Origin of the sequence: Thermocoleostomius sinensis A174 (assembly GCF_026802175.1) — a bacterium.
In the GTDB taxonomy this organism is placed as follows: Bacteria; Cyanobacteriota; Cyanobacteriia; order Elainellales; family Elainellaceae; genus Thermocoleostomius; species Thermocoleostomius sinensis.
The window spans coordinates 4436076-4455570 of the sequence record NZ_CP113797.1 but is presented as its reverse complement, the minus strand read 5'-3'; the positions used below and the strand labels follow the sequence as shown (position 1 = coordinate 4455570).

The window sequence follows — 19495 nt, the reverse complement described above, 5'->3', positions numbered from 1 at the left end:
CCGTTCACTCCTCACACCACACTCCGCCTGGACTGCTGTTCAGGCGGTTCCTCTTTAGGGAACGACTTTAGGGAACGACGTCAGAGCAATCTGTTGAGCGTGATATTGACCTGCATACTTCTGTTCTATCAATTTTCAATATTTATCAATCGATCGCGCCCCTAACATTGAATTGCTGTTAACTTAATTGCTGTGCAGAGATGGTTTGCCTCTACACAACCGCTCGACCCACGGTCTCAACTCCTAGACTTCACTTCTCCTCACGCTACCTGCGATAGTAATGCAATGTTCGAAAACTAGGGCGATCGTTTATAAAGCTTAAATTTCCTGGGCGATCGAGGCTGAAACCCTTGCCAATCAGTGTTTAAAGCTAGAATGATGTGGTTTCTCGATACCTTCCATTTACAATTGTGACCGATTGTATCGAGCAAGTAGCCTGAAGCATGACTTTTCGCTATGGTAAGATTTTGTCAAACAACATAGGCAAGGGTTTTCGGGCATGTCAGCAGCCGCACAAGTTACAGATTCAACCTTTGATCAAGAAGTTCTTGAGAGCAACGTTCCGGTTCTAGTCGATTTCTGGGCCCCTTGGTGTGGCCCCTGCCGGATGGTTGCACCAGTTGTCGATGAAATTGCCGAGCAGTACGCTGGTCAGGTCAAAGTTGTCAAAGTCAACACCGACGAAAATCCTAACGTTGCGAGTCGATATGGCATTCGCAGCATTCCCACACTCATGATCTTCAAAGAAGGGCAGCGAGTGGATATGGTGGTGGGTGCTGTGCCAAAGACCACTTTAGCTAGCACATTAGAGAAGTATCTCTAGTCGCACCGTCGTCTGTAAGTGGGCATATGCAGCCAGGAGCACCTCCTGAAGCTGTTCTGATTGGCTTATCGATGTTAAGGACAATTGTCAAGGACAATCAGGCGCGTTGAACTGAATCGCAATTGTTTTAAGGTTTCCTTAAACGGCACAGCTTAGCCGCTTACTTCGCCCCAACCGTTCTGTAATTGGGGCATTTTGTTTGATACCGCAATTCCTAAAAGAATTCTTAAGCGGATACCTCTTAAATCTGGGTAGAATAGGATGCTGCCAGTTCAGGTATGTCCATGAGCTTTTCATCCTCATCGTCCAGTCTGGAGAGTTTTCAAGCCGAAGTGGCTCAACTGCTGAGTCAGTTGCCCAATATGGAGCACGGACCTTTGATTCAACAGGCTTTGACCACTCTAGTTCGTATGGCAGAGGTAGAAGCCGATCGCCTAGACTGGAAGATCTTGAATGCCTCGCTGCAAGACATGGAACGAGCATTCCGCGTCTTTTATCCTTATCGTCACGTACGCAAAATTACCATTTTTGGGTCAGCCCGCACAGCCCCTGCCGATCCAACGTATCAGATGGCTGTCGAGTTTGCTCGGGCAGTCGTCGAAATGGGATTTATGGTGATGACAGGGGGCGGCCCAGGTATCATGCAAGCTGGCAATGAAGGGGCAGGAGCAGACAAATCCTTTGGGTTAAACATACAGCTTCCCTTTGAGCAAGGCTCGAATCCATTTATTGAGGGCGATCCCAAGCTGATTGATTTTAAGTATTTCTTCACCCGCAAGCTGTTCTTTTTGCGCGAAACTGATGCCTTGGCGCTGTTTCCTGGTGGCTTTGGCACGCAAGATGAAGCGTTTGAGTGTTTAACCCTGATGCAGACTGGAAAAACAGCTCTGCTGCCGCTGGTATTGATTGACAAACCAGGGTCAGACTATTGGCAAAGCTGGGATGCACACCTGCGTCATAACTTGCTGAAAACTGGGTTGATTAGCCCTGACGATTTGTACTTGTATACCATTACCGATCGGGTGGATGTGGCCTGCGAGGAGATCGCCAGTTTCTATCGGGTTTTTCACTCTAGCCGCTATGTTGGCGAGTACTTGATTTTACGGCTGAAGACTGAACTGACCCCGGCTGATATTGAATATCTGAACCAGAATTACCGCGATCTCTTGATCGACGGGCACATTCAACAAACCAAAACCCTACCCGAAGAACACCACAGCAAAACTGACGATCTGTTTCGGTTGGTGTTGCACTTTAACCAACGCGATCATGGTCGGCTTTATCAGATGATTCGAGAGATCAACCAAGTGGGGTGCAAGAAGCCTGAAACGACGCATCCTGAACAAAAGTAAAGTCGGGAGTGGAATGGGGAAGTGTTGCGTCTAGGGGATGCTCAAGAAGGTTTCTTAAGCACGGTAAACAGCCACGGTGCAATGGCAATCCAGAGGAGGACGAGAAGCCAGACTCGCCCTGCCAGAATGTTATAGTCACTAAGCAGCCGCTTCCATGAATAGCCTGCAATGAAATGTCCAAAGGTCAATTCAAACACGATTGTTAGCCCCAGCCAAATTAGCCCAATGACGATCGCCTGATGGGCGGATTTAAAGCTCCACCAGCGCGTGATCAACCAAATATACCCGCCCAATAGCCCAATGCCAAGTAGCGTTGAAACCTGATGGGCACGTAACTCACTCAGATAGTTTCCATAGATTAATTCTCGAACGATACCGTTTATGATGCCAATAGCGATCATGGGAATCCACGCCAATACATAGCGCCAAATCATCGTTATTTCCCTCCACAGCATCGGGCAAAGCGGTTAGTAGAAGCTCTATGATTGCATCAGCCTAGATCTTGTCCTCAACAAAAGAGAATCTCAGTTCAACGCTATAGCAATCCTATGAAGAACCTGTGAAGTCTTCCCAACTCCCGACTCCCCATTCCTTACTCCCCACTCTCAAACCCAAATGCCCATCATCACCGTTGAGAACCTAAGCAAGGTTTATCCGGTCGCTGTTAAAGAACCAACGCTGGCTGGAACCTTACTACATTTTTTTCGCCGCACCTATCGATCGGTAGCCGCCGTTCAATCTGTTTCATTTCAAATTGACGCAGGTGAGGTGGTTGGTTTTTTAGGGCCGAATGGGGCTGGCAAAACCACCACATTGAAGATGTTGACGGGTTTGGTGTATCCCTCTAGTGGGCGCGTGATGGTAGCAGGACAAGTACCCTTTCAGCGAAAATCAGAATTTCTGCAAACCATTACGCTAGTCATGGGGCAAAAGCAGCAGTTGCTCTGGGATTTACCCACTCTGGACTCGCTGCGGATCAATGCGGCGGTGTATGGCATTCCCGATCGCGAGTTTCGACATCGGGTGAGTGAACTGGGTGAAATGCTGTCTATTACTGACAAGTTAACGCAGCCCGTCCGCAAGTTGTCGCTGGGAGAGCGCATGAAAGCTGAACTCTTGGCGGCTCTCGTGCATCGCCCTTCGGTCTTGTTTCTAGACGAACCGACTTTGGGACTGGATGTTAACGCGCAGGTCAGTGTGCGGGAATTTCTCAAGGAGTATAACCAGCGTTATCAAGCTACTGTATTGCTCACTAGCCACTATATGGCAGATATCACGGCTCTCTGTCAGCGGGTGCTGGTCATTTATGCAGGGCAATTAATTTACGACGGTAGCCTAGAGGGCTTGCTGGAGCGGTTTGCTCCTTGCCGTGAAGTAACCGTTGAACTAGGGGAAGCTCGATCGCCCGAACAACTACAATCCTATGGTCAACTCGGAGAAGTAACCGGACGTATGGCGCAGTTCATCGTGCCGCAGGAAAAGCTAACCCAAACGATTGCGCGATTGCTATCGGATCTTGATGTTGTGGATTTAACTGTCACCGACCCGCCGATCGAAGAAGTAATTGGGAAGGTATTTCAAACCGGCACCTTGTAGTCGGTAGATGGGGTCTAGGGCAACATTACCGGTAGAACACGTTGGTGGCAAAAGTTGCAGGAAACGGGCAAAAAGAAGCAGAAATCATTGCTAGCTCTCTGAAAAGTAGCGATCGCAGGCTTCCATATCACAGTTATGAGCCGATTGGGTATAGATCGATCGATAGGTTATGGCGCGTTGACCAAACCACGCATAGCGATTATCACGCATCTGTTCATAGACCCGATCGCCAATTTGCTTCAGACCGGGTAGCGATCGGTAGGCATTGACAAAAATAGCGCCCATCGGGAGAATTTGCCCAATTTTTTCCGCCGCTTCGCTGCCCTGCCATCGTTGGCGAGGAGACTTCGCATCAATTAAAATCATACCGCGCTCACAATCTTCAGGCGTGATATTGAATCGATCCAGCGTTGCCTGATCCTGCATGGGGGTATAGGTGAACCGCTGCCCACGATCGAGCGTTTCGAGCAATCGAACTAGGTTGACACAAAGATTACAGTTGCCGTCATAGATGACGTGATACAAGTTTGGTTCAGCCATTGCTTTCTAGATCTTGTTCGTTGGAGGTTGCTTGCGTCGATCATCGCGTTACTGATCATAGCCCTACGATAACCAAACGACCTGTAATCCGCTTTTGCTCTGTTGATGCGGTAAAGCACGATCGATTGACCGTGCTCAAACATAAGTCTCCATCCAGATTAATTGCGCTCGAGAATAAGCTTGGGGAGGAAAGGGGCTGTTAGCTGGCTAAATATTCACGAATGTCAGCACGACGCTTGCGTAGTTTTGTCAATGCTTCTCGTTCAATTTGTCGCACCCGTTCGCGGCTAATGTTGAGTCGATCACCAATTTTGGCTAGGGTCAGTGCCTGGCCATCCTCAAGACCGAACCGCATAGAAAGCACTTGCCGCTGCTGAGGTGTGAGTTCTGCCATCAATTCAGCAATTTCAGCGCGGAGGGAAGACTGAGCCGCAAAATCCTCTGGAGACGGGCCAGTATCTTCTAATAGCTCTCCCAACTCAGTATCTTGATTATCACCCACGCGCAGATCTAAAGACAACGGTAGTCGGGCCCGCTCCAAGTACTCGCGCACTTGCTTAGGCGTTAAATCCAACTCAGCCGCCAGCTCAGCCGCTGTCGCTGTCCGTCCCAACTGCTGAGCTAACTGTCGCTGTGTCTTTTTGATCTTATTTAATTTCTCAGTAATGTGAATAGGAAGTCGAATTGTGCGACCTTTCTCAGCGATGGCGCGAGTAATAGCTTGACGAATCCACCAATACGCATAGGTGGAAAACCGATAGCCCTTAGTCGGATCAAACTTTTCGACCCCGCGTTGCATCCCAATCGTTCCCTCTTGAATCAAATCTAGGAGATCAACATTGCGCTTGATATACTTCTTAGCAACCGATACCACTAAGCGCAGATTTGCTTCTACCATCTTACGCTTGGCTCGTTCGCCCTCCGCCAAAGCTTCTTGCAGTTCTATTATGGAGATTTGAGCCGCTTTAGCCCACTCCTCTGAACTTGGATCACGCCCCAATCGATCGCTCAAAGCTTCACGAATATCTTTCAAAGAACTAAGGCGTTGCACTTGCTTGCCAAAGAGAATTTCTTGTTCATGGGTCAACAGAGGGACACGACCGATCTCTCGTAGATAGGCTCGTACCATATCAGCAGAGGTTTGAGTGGCTTTCATATCACTGAGCGGTAAACTAGGAGAACCTTAGCTTAGGACAATTGTACTAGTTTTACAAGGGCTAGAATTCTAGCTTACTTGTTGTGGCTGAAGAAACCTTCTAGCCAAAGAAGGAGTTGTATATTGCTGTGAGGAAGCAATCAACACAAACAACATATATAGAGATAACAGCGTTCAAATGCACTGTCCCATGCAGAGCAATCGACTAGAAGCTGAGAATAGCCAGCTACTTGGAGGCGTCAGGTCAAGACATTTGGTTAAGTGAACTGCAGATTGAGCACTCTGGTTGATTAAGCAAAAAACAGTAGGAATATATCACTCCTACTCTTGATTGAAGATTGGATTTGACTTTCTAAGAATCGTAACATTAATTAACTTGTTTGTCACACTTGCTCACAATCAAATCTAGATGGCAAGTTCCAGCGGTAGAAACAGAATAGCCGGAGTTCCTAAATTTGAATGCATCCTGGAGAACAAATTAACTAAAGTCAGCCTTAAGAACAAAGCGAGAGCATCTACTCAGATCGTCAGCTTCTCTAAGCTTTACAAAGTTGCGTTACTCAATGTGATGAATGCTACTACAAGAGTGCGATCGATTTTCTCAATTGGCTCTTTTCTCAATCGCTCAGATGTGTTCACTTCCTACGTCGTGCCCGATCGCCGATGAGGTGGACTAGCGATAGTTGAACCCACGGGGAAGATTGCGCCACAGAGATTGCCCAACGTTCGAGATTTCTTGCCATAGCTCAGTGGGGCTAATGCCGAACACAACTTGCAACACTAAGAGCAAGATCGCGATTAGAATGGCGGTACTGATTGCCGACTTGATCGCTTGACCAACAAAGCCAAGGACTAAGAACATGACAATCAGCGCCGCTATCAGCACAATCCAATCCATGAAATTTTGCCTAAAGAAGGTAAATCGGGCTATGTTGCTTCCCAACTTTATCCTAGGCAAAAGTCGATTAGGTTGAATTTGCAGAAATTTCTAATCGTCTGCCACACCGTCAGTCCGCGCTGCTCGCTGTACCGCACTAGCCACCGTAGGAGCAACACGCTCATCAAACACCGATGGAATGATATGCTCTTTATCTAGATCTGTGGTGTTAACCAATGAGGCAATCGCCGAAGCGGCTTCTAAAAACATCGTAGTGGTCATGGTTTTAGCGCGGCAGTCAAGCGCTCCTCGAAAGATACCTGGAAACGCCAACACGTTGTTGATTTGATTAGGGTAATCACTGCGACCTGTGGCCATCACAGCTACATCGGTAGCCACCAATTCCGGTTGAATTTCAGGAATCGGGTTGGCCATAGCGAAGACGATCGGGTCTCGCGCCATCGCTTTTATCATGGCTGGAGTTACTACGCCTGGTGCACTCACTCCCATAAACACATCAGCCCCTACCATTGCATCCGCCAAGGAACCGCTTTGCTCGACAGCAAATTCTTGTTTCTGGGGGTTCAAATCCGGACGGGTAGTAGACAAAATTCCGCGAGAATCGCACAGAATGATTGTGTTAACTCCAGCTTTGCGTAGCAGACGAGCAATGGCTAAGCCAGCTGCCCCGGCTCCATTAATGACAATTTGAATTTCATCTATTGATTTTTTAACCAGTTTGAGCGCATTCATCAGCGCAGCCAGAGATACAATCGCCGTTCCATGTTGATCGTCGTGGAAGATGGGAATGTCTAATTCGCGTTGCAATCGTGCTTCAATTTCAAAACAACGGGGAGCACTGATGTCTTCCAAGTTGATACCACCAAACACAGGCGCAATGTTTTTGACTGTTTCCACAATGGCATCGGTGTCTTGGGTAGCCAAGCAGATGGGAAAGGCATCTACTCCAGCGAACTCTTTAAATAGCATGGCTTTCCCCTCCATCACTGGCAATGCTCCAGTCGCCCCCAAATTGCCCAATCCCAGTACGGCGCTGCCGTCGGTGACGATCGCTACAGTGTTGCTCTTGATAGTGAGGGAATAAACCTCATGGGGATTTTCAGCAATAGCTGTACAAATTCTGCCAACGCCCGGAGTATAGGCCATCGCTAAATCAGCCTGGCTTTTCAGCGGAATTTTGCTTTGTACGCTAATTTTACCGCCTCGATGCAATGTAAACGTGCGATCGTACACATCAAGAATCACAATATCAGTCAACGCTTTGACGGCTTCAACGATGGCTCCTGCGTGCTCAGTACTGAAAGCATCCACAGTAATATCGCGAATCAAGGTTTTGCGGCTCTGCTCAATCAGATCAATCTGACCGATATTACCACCAGCATCGGCGATCGCTTGCACAACTGGGGCTAACATCCCTGCTGTGTTGGGAAGTTGTAGTCGAATCGTCAAACTAAAACTAGGATTGGGCGTCAGACTGACCATAAATTTATGACTGCTCTCCAGCAAACATTTTGTAACAAACCCTAAAATCTTAGCGCTTGCCATTGCCTCAGTATAGAAAAGGGTGTTTGCCGCAACTGTACTCGGTTGCACCAATTGGGGAATGGGAAGTAGGAAGTAGGGAGTGAGGGATGGGGAATAATGAAGGAATGGGTACTATTTGCATTGGTTTTGTGCTCTGTACTGTATGCCGAGTCTATATACTGAAATTGAAATTCAAGCTGCTAAGTCGCTTGTCTGGCAAGCACTTGTGCATAAGGAGAAGTGGTTGCACTGGAATACTTTTTTGTACGATCGCAATCCAGAGATGCCTTTCAAGCAAGGTCACACCGTGCAATTGTCGCTGAAACGGGTCAGTGCAGAGGCTGAAACGGAATTTGAGCCTCGTATCTTATTTTTGCAACCTAACGTTTGCTTGCGCTGGATTTATACGGCTCCAGGATTTCGCAGCGAACATCAGTTTGAGCTTCAAGAAATTGGGCAAAATCGCACGAAATACATTCATCAGGAACGGCTTTCGGGCCCAATGACGGTTCTGTTTTTACCTTTCTTGCGGCAAGACGAACAGCAAGGACTACGCCGCATGGCGCGCCAACTGAAGCGGTATGTGGAACAAGCGTAAGCGCCTATTTTTGATTATCTTTGGGGCTTAATACGACTCTATGAATTGGGTTGCTCTTCAAGCGCTTGAATCGCTAATAGCAGTTCCTCTTCTTTAGCTTCGAATACAGCTTCATCGATTTCGCCTAAATCAAAGGCAAGTTGCAAGGCAAGCAATTGTTTTTGTAACTGTTCTCGATCGTTAAGATGAGAACCCGTTTGTTCTAAAATCTTTTCACTAATCCAGGCAATTCCATTCACAGGTAATGTAATAGGTGAAAATATGAGATCGAAAAACATTGTTCTAGTTCTGATCTAGATGTGCAAAATTGAATGGAGCAGTGAAGTTGTTATAGCGGATCAGCAGACGATGCTCAAACTGTCGATCGATCGTTTCTACTTGTTCACTAAATCGAGTTTCTGCATCCCATGGAATGAGATAAGCAGCGTTATAAATCATGGCATCTGTCAGGAGACGGTTTTCTGCCAGTTCAATTGCAAGCGGATTCAAAGTATGTTGAACAGTGGTAATAATTTCTTGCTTACGTTGCTCCATAGCGCGTTCAATTGATTGTCCAATTCTAATAATTTCTTCTATACTTAGGTTTTTCCCTTCTAGGCGATCGCGTTCAATTCGTACTGCTTGATCTTCTTGCATCAAAAAATTAAGTTCTTGCTTGAAGTCCCAAAATAATTTGATGCTTACTTCTCGTCGCCCGGTTAGCTTAGTAAACAGTTGATATAACTCTTGCCGTTTGGGAGTAATCAATTGTTGTTTGACTATCTTCCAGTTTTCAATAATCAATCCAAATTGTAGGGGTAAGAGAGTGCGAAAACCTTGCTGCATTGCATATTCTAGAACCTGCTCATGGCCCAATAAATTTTTACGGCTAGCTGAATAGCGCTCTTGTTGAGCTTCGGAATAAAGAAACACAAACCCATCTATTTCTCGATCGCAAACCCTTTGTTGATCTAAGCCAGTGATCTGTAAATTGTGTGGCCCAGGAGCGGGAAAGATACCATAAAGATACAGTCCAGACGCCATAGTGCTAATATCCTTTCTGAAGAATGCTGTTGCAATCGAGTGAATATAATTCAAGCGGTTTCGATGTCAGCACCAGTCGTAGCTTGGCATGAATCAGGTTTAATTGCGCCAGACCCAGATCGACACTGCCGTCAAGAACCACGCCCGTGTGCAACAAACGATCAAGCAATTCTAAAACAGTAGGGGTTGTGGAAGTTTCGCCAGGGTAATAACCACCAGACTTTGGAAGTAGCGTTCCGATGTCGCCCAAGTCCAGGTTCAAATCGGCTGGATCAATATTGAAAATCTCGCAGAGCCGCACAACTTGATCTTGCAGAGTTTGCAAACTTTCTGAGGCGCGATCGAGGTCTGTATCACTTAGTTGCCCTGCTTCCATCCGACGGATCACTTGCGCTTCCATGAGTTGGCGCACCAATTCTACTACGGTCAGCACCAAGGAAGCCAATCCTGCTTGTCTCGCTGCTGGACAGATTGGAGTCATTGAAACGCTATCAAACCTGGAAATAGTGTCAGCCATGATGATTTATAACTAGATCTTCAAAATAGTATCTTTTCAAGACTGTAGAGGTTTAAAGTTGCAAAAATGATGTCTTCCTCATTCAATTATTCGTCTATTTTTTGTTCCGATTTTAGTAATTGTAATTCCTGTTCTAGCTGTTCAATTCGACGGTGAAGCTGCTGATTTTCTTGTAACTGGCGAGCTTGGCTACTCAGTGCTGGATCGGTTTCCCACCAATTGATACCGATTTCCTTAGCTTTATCTACAGACGAAATCAGGAGCCGAATCCGAATACTGAGCAGTTCAGTAGAACCAACCGAAACCGAAATATCACCAGCGATGACAATGCCTTTGTCTAATACTCGTTCTAGAACATCTGCCAGGGTTGATCCGGCGGTGGCTGTGGGAATGGGCGATCGATTCTGAGCCGCAATGGTCATAATATTTCCTTAGAAACCAGAAAGCTGTAGGGTGGGCCCATGCGCCCATCCTACAACGCCGTTTATGCTGCTGGAACTGCTGCTTGAGCCGTTAGCCCAACCGCTTCTGCATACTTCAAATATGTTTCAACCGAGGCAATTACCACACGGGCTTCTACAGCTAGTAGTTCAATGCCAACCAACGAAACCCGAACCCAGGCATCAATCACAATCCCTTTGTCCAGAATGCGATCGACGACTTCAGCTAGGCTAGAAGACGAGTTTACTTTTTCAACTGCCATAATTTATTACCTTTTTTAAGGAGTAAACGATATGGAACTATCTCAAGCTTGCCCGTTTTTTCCTAGGTTCTAACAAATTGCTAGTCCACCAATCCTCGAATCGATAGCAGATTATTCGGTGTGCCCTTTTTGGCGGCTGAGCAGGTCATAGGCGATGGCAAAGTCATGGTGCGTAATCCGAAGAGATGAGAGGTCGTCAGGTTGTCTCTGCTGGCGAAATCGACGGACTGCTTCGAGGGCGGCTTGGTTGCTCAGCAAAGCTAAATCCGCTCCGTTCCAGCCTTCGGTTTGCTGGGCCCAATAGTGGAGATTAACTTGCTCTGGCTCAGCATTTTCCAGCGGTCGATCGCAGTTGTGAACTCGCAAGATAGCCAAGCGGCTAGACTCATGAGGTAAGTCTACTGGGATATGCAAGTCGAGGCGTCCTGCCCGTAACAGGGCCGAATCAAGGACTTCCGGGCGATTGGTAGCGGCAATCAACAACACATTAGTAGAGTCTTGTAGCCCATCGAGTTCGGTCAGCAGTTGTCCAACTAGTCGATCGCTGATGCCAGAGTCGCCTTGGAACTGTCCGCGTGCTGGAGCTAGGGTATCGATTTCATCGACAAAAATGACACATGGAGCCGTCTGTCGCGCTTTGGTAAAGAGTTCTCGCACGGCTTGTTCTGCCGCTCCTACCCATTTACTGATCAGTTCCGGTCCATTGACAGCAATGAAGTTAGCTTGGGCTTGTGAAGCAACGGCTTTGGCAAGCAGCGTTTTTCCGGTTCCGGGTGGCCCGGATAGCAAAATACCGCGAGGTGTCTTAGCCCCCGTATGCCGATAGAGTTCTGGGTAGAGCAGCGCTCCTTCAACAGATTCTTGCAAAATCTGTTTGATGGTTTCTAGCCCGCCAATTTCTTCCCATGCTACCGCCGGGGTTTCTACCTGTACCGATCGCAGCACCGGTGGTTTGATTGTTTTGAGTGCTTGCTGAAAATCTGCGTGGCTAACTGTGAGCGAGGTTGTGTCGGTGGTTTGCAGATCGGGGACTTGGCGACGTAATGCCGTGTAAGCTGCTGTTTGGCAGAGGGCTTTCAAATCGGCTCCTACCATGCCGACTGCTAAATCTGCAATGGTTGCCAAATCTACCGATGCATCTAAGGGCATATCGCGGGTTTGAATGTTCAAAATCTCCCAACGACCATCGCGATCGGGAACTTGAAACTGCACTTCGCGATCGAACCGTCCAGGACGCCGCAAAGCTGGATCGAGATGATGTGGCCGATTGGTGGCCGCCAGCACAATCACGCCGTTGATGGACGTAAACCCATCCATTAAGCTAAGAAGCTGAGCCACTAGCCGTTTTTCGACTTCGCCTTCAACTTTGGTGCGATCGGGTGCCAGGCTATCAATTTCATCAATAAACACAATACAAGGGGCAGCGTTGGCGGCTTTCTCAAACAAATTGCGTAATCGTGCTTCAGCTTCTCCATAATATTTGCCGATGACTTCAGGTCCCACGATTGCGATAAAGTTGACGCCTAACGCTTCAGCCAATGCCCGCGCGGTTAACGTTTTTCCCGTTCCTGGTGGCCCCACCAACAGCACGCCTCGCGTTGGTTCAAGCCCCAATTGAGCCAACAAATCCGATCGCTTGAGGGGAAGTTCTACTAATTCTCGAAGTTCTTGTAAGACAGCCTGTAGTCCGCCTACGTGTTGAAGTGAGACTGAGGTAGGGGGTGTGGCCGTGGGTGTGACGATTGGGCCATTATCCGTTGCTGAAGAGGCACCACCTGGTGAGCCGTTTGAGTTGGATGGAACCCGGGTGGTTCGACGAGTGCTACCTGAGTAGGAAATGGTTGAACGAGGAATATTGCTCTGCGATCGAGCACGAAACTGCACGTCGGTTTTAACGTCGGTCTTGATTTCTCCGGTTTCTGCTTTTTCTTCTAATGCTTTTGCCAACTCGATTAACTGCTCAAGTCCTTTAAATAACTCGCTCATGGCTGCATTGTTACTTACTCATTAATCTAGTCATCCCTAAGGAAAATTCCTACTAACAAAGAAAAGGCGAGTGTGCAGTAACAATGCCAGGGCGATCGGATTTCATCTCCTAGCATTGGGAGCGGGGTTTAGGGTGAAGGCTGCCTCTGTTTGGATGCACCCCATCGCCAGTGATGAGGATGAGGCGGCGGTGAAAATAATGAAGACTTATGTGAGTTTATGATAGTTTTCCTGATTGCCAAACAAGTTTAAGAAAAGTCGATATAGAGAGAATCTCAAGCTAAAGAGCGTCTCACGATCGTCCTTGTTTTTCTGAGTTGCATCGTTTGGCGGTGTGTCCTTCTGTGTCCACATGTTACAGCCCCCGGTTGTTCAAACCCATCATCTTGTTGGCTAGAAATGAAGAAAAATCCCTGGTTTAAACATCTGGAAAATGCGTCATTGCTTGGCTCAGGGGTTGGCGCAGTTGCCTCGATCGTTCTCAATCAAGCCTCCTATGCGGTGGCTCCACTCACCCTAGCCCTGGCCTTAGGCGCTTTAAACCGCAGTCGAGAAAACCACAACAATCGTCAGCACGGACAGACTGTGCTGTCCGAGTTCAACGATCGCTTCACCCTGGAAGTCCGGCTGATGAAGCAACAGATTGCGGCATTGCCGTCGCCGGAGACAATTCATCGGTTGAAAAAAAGCATGATGCAGCAAAACCGAGAACTGTCTGAGGAATTGTTTGCGGAAGTTGCTCTGGTGCAAGGGGAACTGCATCGACGATTGGTGACGTTAGAGGAGCAGGGATTTAACACCATTCGCCAAGATCTACAGTTTTTGGGCGAGCGCTACACCTTAATCATGGCAGGATTCGAGCAATTGCACGAAGAATTGGCCCAAGGAACCGACTCCGCCCGTGTTGCACACCTAGAAGCATTGATCCGGCAACTTAACTTGGAGGTGACTCAGGTACAAAGAGGGCTGGAAACCTTGACGAGCCAAACTCAGCCCAATTTCACCTTGTTACAAGAGCAACTGTCGCGCCTCGATCGCGAATTTCGTCAGTTGCCACCGCCGGCGGATATCAGTTCGATCCGACAGGATATGAATGAAATTACCAAGCTGATTGCCGAACTGGCTCCCAAGCAAGACCTGGTGTCGTTGACGGAAGAGGTGCAAGATGTTCAGCGACAGCAAGAAGCCCTGCGGGAATTGTTGCAAGCAATGGAAATGGCTAACTTCCGACTAGGGACACTTGCTTCGGCCGATCGACATTCCACAGATGAAGATGCCCAGCATTCTGAAGAATCCAATTTTTATCCCAACCTCCAGGAAGTTGCCATTGCTTACTTAAGCCGCGTTCGATCGCAACTGGAATCAGTGCAATTGTTTGCCGACAAATTGGCTGACCAGCAGCGCCAATTGCAAGTCCAGATGCAGGACCTGCCGCCTGCACAGGATATAGCGGCCCTGCAACGCCAACTTCGAGACTTGTCCAAACGGCTGCCCGCTACCGAAAACGTGCTCAACACCTTCAAAACGCGAGTACGGCAAGTGGTACAGCAAGAGTTGGAGTATATTAACCTACGATTACGATCGCTGCCAACGGCTCCGAAATCTGAGTTGGTATTCGATGCTAGTTTGCTTCAAGCGGATGCTACTGATTCGCCAGAACTGCTAGGCTCTTCGATCTTGAGTGATGCACTAGACCAGACGCATCAGCGCCTGATTATCATTTGGCCGTGGTCGCCCCATTGCTCGTTAGATCAAGCGTTGATTGAGAAGTTAGAGGCTTACTTGCAGTCCGATCGCCGTCTTGATATGGGGTGGTGTCATCAGGTCGATCGCAACGTCAACCGCTTTTTGGGCAAAATGCAGCGTGGTTGGATGGCAGATACAAATCCTTCCGATCCACTGCAAGATTCGTTGCGGCGATTGCTGGGGCTGAAGCAAGCCTATCCCGATCGGTTCCAGTTCAAGATTTTAGGAACAACCGAGAATTTCCTGGTGTCCGATCGCACAATGGCCGTATTGGGCATTACAGAAACACTGCAAACCGCGACTCAGATTCCTGAATTACAGTTAAAGCTGCGCACCCGCGATCCGGAAATGATCGACCGGTTAGTTCAGCGCTATGATCAGCCGACCTTGGAAGCTACTGATCTAGACGCTTATTGGAATCGGGCGGTGACTCGCTATGACTTGGGCGATAAATTGGGAGCCATTGCCGACTATACTCACATACTTGGCATGAATCCTGATGATGCCATCACTTACAACTATCGGGGGCTAGCCTACTACGACTGTGGCAATCGCACGGCGGCAATCGCTGATTTTACCGCTTCAATTGCACGGCATCCTGATCAGGTGGCAGCCTATTGCAATCGTGCGTTTATTTATTCTGAACAGGGCGATCTTGATCGCGCCATTAGCGATTACAACCACGCCATTCACATTCAACCAGATTGTGCGATCGCCCACTTCTATCGCGCTATGACCTGGCAGAAGCTTGACAATCATCAGGAAGCGATCGCTGACTACACTGAAACCATTGAGCTAACGCCTGACTCAGCAGTAGCTCGCTACTATCGAGGCTTAGCGTGGCAGAAAGTGGACAATATTCAGGGAGCCATAGCAGATCTAGAGCACGCAGCAGCCCTCTTTGAAGCGCGTGGTAACGCCAACAATGCTCAAAAAGCTTTGAAGCAATTAGCGAAACTGCGTCAATTACTGGCAGTTGATCCGGACATCGGAACAGAATTTGGCATTGTGCCAGCAACGATGATCGAAGAAACAACCTCGATCGCATCTTGAGAAATGAATTGAATGCAGTAGATAGTTCTGTTCAACGGTAGAGGTTTATTCGTTTGAGACACATCCAATTTCTGAGAAATTTGAGTCAGCTAAAGTTCAACGGGCAACTGATTTGTAGTGATTTATCGGGGCAAAAATGGACGCTGTATCTCTCTCAGGGATGTCTTGTTTATGCCACAGGCGGGGTGCATTCCGTTCGACGATGGCGCAGAAATCTAGTGGCTTATTGTCGCCCTATTCCTACCTATCGTTTAGCTTGGCAAATCAGTCTGGCGGCCTTGGACGAAACGCAACTGCCTCTCTGTTGGGAATATGCGCTGCTGAACTTGTGGCTTCAGCGTCAAGATCTTCATCGTGAACAAGCAATCAATGTCATTCGATCGGCAATTACCGAAGTCTTATTTGATTTGATGCAAGCCAAAGACGTAACAGCGCAAATTTATCAAGACAGTACCATAATACCCCTGCTAGATGTGTTTGATATTGCAGAGATGCTTGCAGTGGCTCAGCAATTGTGGGTGGGCTGGCAGGCAGCCAAGCTACAAAACTATTCTCCGAATCAGTCGCCTGTTATTCGACAATCCGACAAGTTTAATCGTCAAAGCTCAACTCAGTTTTATCAACGGTTGTCTCGCTGGCTGAACGGACAACACACCCTTCGCGATTTGGCAGTAGAGTTGCAACGAGATCCGATCGAAATTGCTGCATCACTGCGAGTTTATATAGAAATGGGCTGGATTGAACTCATTGACATTGCCGATTTACCGGCTCCTGCTAGTCGTCGTAATCAACCTGAGCCAGCATCACCGATCGCCCCTGCCCAAGCGCTGATTGCCTGTGTGGATGACAGCCCAATGGTGCGTCAGATGATGGAAGAACTATTAACTTCGGCGGGATATGAATTCATTGGAGTTGCAGACGCACTGCGAGCGATCGGTATTTTACTAGCCCGAAAACCAGATCTGATTTTTTTGGATTTGATGATGCCACACATGAATGGATATGAACTTTGCGAACAGTTACGAAAGCTTTCCTGTTTTCGCCATACTCCTATCGTAATCTTGACTGGAAATGATGGATTTGCCAATCGTCTGCGTTCTAATATTGTTCAAGCTTCTGATTTTTTAAGTAAACCATTAAATGCAGAAGTTGTACTTGGAGTGATTCATAAATATTTGAATCAGTCTGTCTCAACCTATTCGGCAACAGCAAGCCAACAAGATAGTCAATTCAACAAGAATTAGCGGTAAATAATAAAGACTAAAGCAACTATTTATTTCTATTTTTGTTACTATTTGTTTAGCAAATTGTTGTTTGATTTTATCGAATTAGTTTTCTAAATCAATTAGCTAATTCGCTGAATTCATTCACAGAAAAAGGCCATCTAATCGTTGATATGTTGTTTGTGAGATTACTGCCATGAGTACTGCCCTAATTGTTGAAGATTCAATGACCGATTTGCAAATTTTTGTACGGTGCCTTCAAGAGAGTGGTATCAATGTTTTAATTGCTCAAAGTGGTGAGGAAGCGATCGCCACAATTACCAAACAAAAACCTGACGTGGTGGTGTTGGATGTCGTCTTACCTGGCTGTAGCGGGTTTGAAGTCTGCCGCAAGCTTAAGACAGAAGCAGAAACGAGTCACATTCCAATTGTGATTTGTTCGACAAAAGGAAGCCAAATGGATCGATTTTGGGGATTGAAGCAAGGAGCTGACGCTTACCTAGCTAAGCCTGTGGATCAGGATGAACTCGTGCAAACCATTCGACAACTAATCAATCGATAAGCTTTGAACTCATGTCTGAGTCCTTTTTTTCTGAGTCCCTTTCTGCCTCGAATTCTCAATCGAATTCTCAGTTGTCTACTGCCGCCGAGGCTTATCAGTCAGACAGTTGGCTACCACCAACATTGTCCTCGAATGCCCCGACAGAAGCGTCTGTCCCCATTGGTGAACAATTTTTGCGCTTACAACTTGTGCCCAGTACGCCAGTGCTGTTGCCACTTCATCAACTGGTGGAGGTGCTATCCATTCCCAGCGCTCAAATTGTCCCCGTTCCTCATATGCCTGCTTGGGTCATGGGAGCTTACAATTGGCGCGGAGACATTCTTTGGATGGTAGATCTAGGGCATTTGTGTGGGTTAACACCGTGGTATGCTCAAGCAACTCACAGATCTACTCAGTCCGCGGTTCTCTTGCGTGTTCAAGACCGTCGCTACGCTAAGCATCCAGTCGCGACTGTCAAAAACAAAAGCTATCTGCTTGGATTAGTGGTCGATCGAATTGGTGAAGTGGAATGGTGCGATCCGGCTGTCCTTCAACAACTGCCACCTTTTACCGTTTCATCCCAGATGGCTCAATTTTTGCAAGGCTACTGGTGGAAGTCGAATGATGACATGTTAGCAGTGCTAGACGGAGAGGCGATCGTGGCGGCAATGCCCCGTAGCACATTATTGAGTTAACTGTATCAAGCAATACCTGCATAGATTAGAATCGTATAGGCTAGGATCTTAATCACTGACAATGGCTCTCATTCAAAGTAAGGATGAGAGCCATGACTTTATCCAGCTTTCATCAGGAAACTGCCTACGTTTATAAATTTCCTATAAAGTTCACAATTAACTTTACAAAGCTTTTGCAGTTCGGTATAAAAATGAAGGTTAGGAGCGCCGGGTTTGTTAGGAAATAACGCGAAAGATTGATTAGGTGCTTGGTATGTCTGGTTTTCACTATCTTTTGCTTTATTTTTTAACAACTTGGCGATCGAATCGTCGGTAGTTTTGCTGTGTTAGCCCTTAACAGTCAAGCGGTTTGATGGCTAGGTTGTAAGCAACGGGCTAGTTGCTGTGTTTTCTGTGATGATGTCGGCTGCGTCAGCCTAATTTTATGGGAGTGCTCTGCCTGTGAACAGCAATTGTGTCAGAATTCAACTCTTTATCGAGCAAATGAATCAGAATCTACGACTCGATGATTCTGTTAAACTGCTTTGGCTCTGAATCATGAGAATGTTCTCATAAAATGACAGATATGGATGGCAAACAGACATCCATCGGTTAGATTGAAACGTACAAGATTTTAGTCAGCTTTGTTCCCAATTACTTAAGATTCTTAAGTGAACGCGATGTTGCGACTCGGTAATTTAGGATCTCCTTGATCCGTCCATTGTCGTGCTGGAATCTGTTTATTCAGTTATCCTTACGAGGTAAATTTCGATTGCAAGTGATTACACAAAGCGATGTGGAAGCAAAGCTGCGTCCGTTCGCGAAAGAAATTTTTGTGAGCGATGTTACCGCAGATCCAGGTACGGTTGCTTACAGTGTGGAGGTTAATAACCCCGAGTGGCTCCTCAATGATCATTTCCCAGGAGTCAGTATTATTCAATGTTTTTTTCAAGGTGCGATGCTGATGTTTTACGAGCACGATCGACACTTTGATCCGCAAATGAGTTTGTTCTTTGCCGGTGGCATCAAGATTAAATTCCTCAAACCTATCTTTGAGGGATATCAAGTAGTATTCACTCTGACGTGCGAGCGTTTCGTTCAGAACGTGCTCCTGTTTGAAGGAGTATGCGTGAATTCAAATGGTGAAGCCTATGCCAAGGCTTCCGGCTCTCTGTCATCAAAGCCTAGAGCGGAAGTGATGGTACAGAAATCGCAAACTTAAGTTATCTAAATGATGATTGAGGGATCTAAATCATGAATCCTATTGCTGAAACATTGAAAGGTACAATTGCCGACATCATGGAATGGGATGAACCGATTGATGATCAGGCTGATCTGGTTAGCGATCTGGGTATGGCGTCGATCGATTTTGTGGAGCTAACCGTAGCCATCGAGAAAAAATTTGGAGTAGCTGTGCCCATTGAAGTTTTCTCTAACGCCACAACGGTTGATTCTTTAGCGCGCTGGATTGCTGAACACACAACCACAACCGCGCAAGTTTCGGTTGGCTAGTTTGATCAAAGAAAATGACGGAGTGAATCC

The 19495-nt window shown here is 47.1% G+C and carries 21 protein-coding genes; 10 read left to right on the top strand and 11 right to left on the bottom strand.

Annotation, left to right across the window (positions count from 1 at the left end; genetic code table 11):
• Positions 1-499: 499 nt before the first annotated feature.
• A complete protein-coding gene (trxA, locus tag OXH18_RS19235; protein ID WP_268609045.1) occupies positions 500-823 on the top strand; it encodes a thioredoxin in 324 nt (107 codons plus the stop codon).
• Between the two features lie 284 nt (positions 824-1107).
• Positions 1108-2175 carry an LOG family protein gene (locus OXH18_RS19230; RefSeq protein ID WP_268609043.1) on the top strand — a complete coding sequence of 356 codons (1068 nt, stop codon included), beginning with the start codon at positions 1108-1110 and terminating at the stop codon, positions 2173-2175.
• A 41-nt stretch (positions 2176-2216) separates the two neighbouring features.
• Here OXH18_RS19230 and OXH18_RS19225 read toward each other — a convergent pair whose 3' ends face one another.
• Positions 2217-2609 (bottom strand): hypothetical protein, encoded by a 393-nt coding sequence (locus OXH18_RS19225; RefSeq protein WP_268609041.1) that lies wholly within the window; start codon positions 2607-2609, stop codon positions 2217-2219.
• 181 nt (positions 2610-2790) lie between these two features.
• On the opposite strand from OXH18_RS19225, the gene OXH18_RS19220 reads away from it, so the two are divergent.
• Complete coding sequence (locus tag OXH18_RS19220; RefSeq protein WP_268609039.1) at positions 2791-3771, top strand: ABC transporter ATP-binding protein; 981 nt, start codon at positions 2791-2793, stop codon at positions 3769-3771.
• A 90-nt stretch (positions 3772-3861) separates the two neighbouring features.
• On the opposite strand, the gene OXH18_RS19215 is transcribed toward OXH18_RS19220, so the two are convergent.
• The 4 genes from OXH18_RS19215 to OXH18_RS19200 all read right to left on the bottom strand — a co-directional run bounded on the left by OXH18_RS19215 (position 3862) and on the right by OXH18_RS19200 (position 7847).
• Complete coding sequence (locus tag OXH18_RS19215; RefSeq protein WP_268609037.1) at positions 3862-4311, bottom strand: thiol-disulfide oxidoreductase DCC family protein; 450 nt, start codon at positions 4309-4311, stop codon at positions 3862-3864.
• Between the two features lie 199 nt (positions 4312-4510).
• Positions 4511-5467 (bottom strand): RNA polymerase sigma factor, RpoD/SigA family, encoded by a 957-nt coding sequence (locus OXH18_RS19210; RefSeq protein WP_268609034.1) that lies wholly within the window; start codon positions 5465-5467, stop codon positions 4511-4513.
• A gap of 673 nt (positions 5468-6140) precedes the next feature.
• Positions 6141-6365 (bottom strand): hypothetical protein, encoded by a 225-nt coding sequence (locus tag OXH18_RS19205; protein WP_268609032.1) that lies wholly within the window; start codon positions 6363-6365, stop codon positions 6141-6143.
• Positions 6366-6455: 90 nt separating this feature from the next.
• Positions 6456-7847, bottom strand: coding sequence for an NAD-dependent malic enzyme (locus tag OXH18_RS19200; RefSeq protein ID WP_268609030.1), 1392 nt, complete (start codon positions 7845-7847; stop codon positions 6456-6458).
• 205 nt (positions 7848-8052) lie between these two features.
• Between OXH18_RS19200 and OXH18_RS19195 the strand changes: the two genes are divergently transcribed.
• Positions 8053-8487 carry an SRPBCC domain-containing protein gene (locus OXH18_RS19195; RefSeq protein ID WP_268609028.1) on the top strand — a complete coding sequence of 145 codons (435 nt, stop codon included), beginning with the start codon at positions 8053-8055 and terminating at the stop codon, positions 8485-8487.
• Positions 8488-8525: 38 nt separating this feature from the next.
• Here OXH18_RS19195 and OXH18_RS19190 read toward each other — a convergent pair whose 3' ends face one another.
• The 6 genes from OXH18_RS19190 to OXH18_RS19165 form a co-directional block, all read right to left on the bottom strand.
• Positions 8526-8765, bottom strand: a complete 240-nt coding sequence (locus OXH18_RS19190; protein ID WP_268609026.1) for a gas vesicle protein GvpG — start codon at positions 8763-8765, stop codon at positions 8526-8528.
• Positions 8766-8769: 4 nt separating this feature from the next.
• Entirely contained in the window at positions 8770-9510 is a 741-nt protein-coding gene (gene gvpF, locus OXH18_RS19185) for a gas vesicle protein GvpF (protein WP_268609020.1), read from the bottom strand.
• A gap of 4 nt (positions 9511-9514) precedes the next feature.
• Positions 9515-9991: a gas vesicle protein K gene (locus tag OXH18_RS19180; protein WP_315874761.1), complete on the bottom strand. Its 477-nt coding sequence runs from the start codon at positions 9989-9991 to the stop codon at positions 9515-9517.
• Positions 9992-10113: 122 nt separating this feature from the next.
• Positions 10114-10449 carry a gas vesicle protein gene (locus tag OXH18_RS19175; protein WP_268609015.1) on the bottom strand — a complete coding sequence of 112 codons (336 nt, stop codon included), beginning with the start codon at positions 10447-10449 and terminating at the stop codon, positions 10114-10116.
• Between the two features lie 62 nt (positions 10450-10511).
• Complete coding sequence (gene gvpA / locus OXH18_RS19170) at positions 10512-10730, bottom strand: gas vesicle structural protein GvpA (protein WP_268609013.1); 219 nt, start codon at positions 10728-10730, stop codon at positions 10512-10514.
• Positions 10731-10841: 111 nt separating this feature from the next.
• Positions 10842-12716, bottom strand: coding sequence for an AAA family ATPase (locus OXH18_RS19165; protein ID WP_268609011.1), 1875 nt, complete (start codon positions 12714-12716; stop codon positions 10842-10844).
• A gap of 399 nt (positions 12717-13115) precedes the next feature.
• On the opposite strand from OXH18_RS19165, the gene OXH18_RS19160 reads away from it, so the two are divergent.
• From OXH18_RS19160 to OXH18_RS19135, 6 genes are all read left to right on the top strand, one after another.
• Positions 13116-15515: a tetratricopeptide repeat protein gene (locus OXH18_RS19160; protein ID WP_268609010.1), complete on the top strand. Its 2400-nt coding sequence runs from the start codon at positions 13116-13118 to the stop codon at positions 15513-15515.
• A gap of 80 nt (positions 15516-15595) precedes the next feature.
• Positions 15596-16759, top strand: a complete 1164-nt coding sequence (locus OXH18_RS19155; RefSeq protein WP_268609008.1) for a response regulator — start codon at positions 15596-15598, stop codon at positions 16757-16759.
• Positions 16760-16934: 175 nt separating this feature from the next.
• The gene (locus OXH18_RS19150) at positions 16935-17300 is read left to right on the top strand and encodes a response regulator transcription factor (protein ID WP_268609006.1); all 366 of its coding nucleotides are present in this window, start codon (positions 16935-16937) and stop codon (positions 17298-17300) included.
• A gap of 11 nt (positions 17301-17311) precedes the next feature.
• The gene (locus OXH18_RS19145) at positions 17312-17974 is read left to right on the top strand and encodes a chemotaxis protein CheW (RefSeq protein ID WP_268609004.1); all 663 of its coding nucleotides are present in this window, start codon (positions 17312-17314) and stop codon (positions 17972-17974) included.
• 751 nt (positions 17975-18725) lie between these two features.
• A complete protein-coding gene (locus OXH18_RS19140) occupies positions 18726-19175 on the top strand; it encodes a hotdog family protein (protein WP_268609002.1) in 450 nt (149 codons plus the stop codon).
• Between the two features lie 32 nt (positions 19176-19207).
• On the top strand, positions 19208-19465 hold the full coding sequence (locus OXH18_RS19135; RefSeq protein ID WP_268609000.1) for an acyl carrier protein: 258 nt from the start codon (positions 19208-19210) through the stop codon (positions 19463-19465).
• Positions 19466-19495: the final 30 nt, after the last annotated feature.

Excerpts from the sequence above, each read along its gene's own strand:
- trxA (WP_268609045.1), top strand. The coding sequence starts at position 500 with ATGTCAGCAGCCGCACAAGTTACAGATTCAACCTTTGATCAAGAAGTT.
- OXH18_RS19230 (WP_268609043.1), top strand. The coding sequence starts at position 1,108 with ATGAGCTTTTCATCCTCATCGTCCAGTCTGGAGAGTTTTCAAGCCGAA.
- OXH18_RS19225 (WP_268609041.1), bottom strand. The coding sequence starts at position 2,609 with ATGATTTGGCGCTATGTATTGGCGTGGATTCCCATGATCGCTATTGGC.
- OXH18_RS19220 (WP_268609039.1), top strand. The coding sequence starts at position 2,791 with ATGCCCATCATCACCGTTGAGAACCTAAGCAAGGTTTATCCGGTCGCT.
- OXH18_RS19215 (WP_268609037.1), bottom strand. The coding sequence starts at position 4,311 with ATGGCTGAACCAAACTTGTATCACGTCATCTATGACGGCAACTGTAAT.
- OXH18_RS19210 (WP_268609034.1), bottom strand. The coding sequence starts at position 5,467 with ATGAAAGCCACTCAAACCTCTGCTGATATGGTACGAGCCTATCTACGA.
- OXH18_RS19205 (WP_268609032.1), bottom strand. The coding sequence starts at position 6,365 with ATGGATTGGATTGTGCTGATAGCGGCGCTGATTGTCATGTTCTTAGTC.
- OXH18_RS19200 (WP_268609030.1), bottom strand. The coding sequence starts at position 7,847 with ATGGTCAGTCTGACGCCCAATCCTAGTTTTAGTTTGACGATTCGACTA.
- OXH18_RS19195 (WP_268609028.1), top strand. The coding sequence starts at position 8,053 with ATGCCGAGTCTATATACTGAAATTGAAATTCAAGCTGCTAAGTCGCTT.
- OXH18_RS19190 (WP_268609026.1), bottom strand. The coding sequence starts at position 8,765 with ATGTTTTTCGATCTCATATTTTCACCTATTACATTACCTGTGAATGGA.
- gvpF (WP_268609020.1), bottom strand. The coding sequence starts at position 9,510 with ATGGCGTCTGGACTGTATCTTTATGGTATCTTTCCCGCTCCTGGGCCA.
- OXH18_RS19180 (WP_315874761.1), bottom strand. The coding sequence starts at position 9,991 with ATGACTCCAATCTGTCCAGCAGCGAGACAAGCAGGATTGGCTTCCTTG.
- OXH18_RS19175 (WP_268609015.1), bottom strand. The coding sequence starts at position 10,449 with ATGACCATTGCGGCTCAGAATCGATCGCCCATTCCCACAGCCACCGCC.
- gvpA (WP_268609013.1), bottom strand. The coding sequence starts at position 10,730 with ATGGCAGTTGAAAAAGTAAACTCGTCTTCTAGCCTAGCTGAAGTCGTC.
- OXH18_RS19165 (WP_268609011.1), bottom strand. The coding sequence starts at position 12,716 with ATGAGCGAGTTATTTAAAGGACTTGAGCAGTTAATCGAGTTGGCAAAA.
- OXH18_RS19160 (WP_268609010.1), top strand. The coding sequence starts at position 13,116 with ATGAAGAAAAATCCCTGGTTTAAACATCTGGAAAATGCGTCATTGCTT.
- OXH18_RS19150 (WP_268609006.1), top strand. The coding sequence starts at position 16,935 with ATGAGTACTGCCCTAATTGTTGAAGATTCAATGACCGATTTGCAAATT.
- OXH18_RS19145 (WP_268609004.1), top strand. The coding sequence starts at position 17,312 with ATGTCTGAGTCCTTTTTTTCTGAGTCCCTTTCTGCCTCGAATTCTCAA.
- OXH18_RS19135 (WP_268609000.1), top strand. The coding sequence starts at position 19,208 with ATGAATCCTATTGCTGAAACATTGAAAGGTACAATTGCCGACATCATG.